The organism is Collinsella sp. CLA-ER-H6, assembly GCF_040092305.1.
Taxonomy (GTDB): Bacteria; Actinomycetota; Coriobacteriia; order Coriobacteriales; family Coriobacteriaceae; genus Collinsella.
On record NZ_JBBNLS010000047.1, the window covers coordinates 1 to 609 of the forward strand.

At 53.5% G+C, this 609-nt stretch carries 1 protein-coding gene; it reads right to left on the reverse strand.

Annotated elements, in window-relative coordinates:
• On the reverse strand, window positions 1–281 hold a 281-nt coding region (locus tag AAAX77_RS09845; protein WP_349106103.1), incomplete at its 3' end, for a hypothetical protein.
• Window positions 282–609: the final 328 nt, after the last annotated feature.

Sequence of the window (609 nt, forward strand, 5' to 3'; positions counted from 1 at the left end):
GGAAGAAGCGTCAACTTGTAGCCCACGCCGCCCAGCACCTCGGGTACTGCCTTCTCCACTTTGTGCATGCCGCCGAAGATGAAGTACTCGGGCCCGTAGGTGTAGTACTGTGCGAACGAGAGTAGGTAATCCGCATGGTTGAGGTTGTTATTCGCTTGTCCCGTCGCGCTCCTCCACGCGTTCATCTCGTACCATCGCGAGCCGCTATCGGTCTTCTCGGGGGTCGAGGTGTCCTTCAGCAGCATGTCGTACGCGCGCACGTTCACGTCGCCAGCATTCATGTTGAATTTGATCTTTGTCTTCTCTGGGTGCGCCACCGGCATCAAATCCCTGAGCGTTATAACAGCATTTCCCATGTTAATTCCGCCGTTTCAGTTTGAAAAGCCTGTAGGTCGAATCATACCACTCGCTTTCCAGACGAAAATTAGCGCTCGGCTAACCGCTCTGCTGTTGTCGTTTCTTATGGCGAAGAAGAGCACGAAGCCGATAAGCCCCGCGCCCGTGTTTATGCCTTGTTTGGCGATTGTTCGTGATGTGCCCGCACGGCTATTTTTGGTGAATAATCCGAAAGTAAGGAAGATAAGTGCGAATCATCCACGCCACCATCCG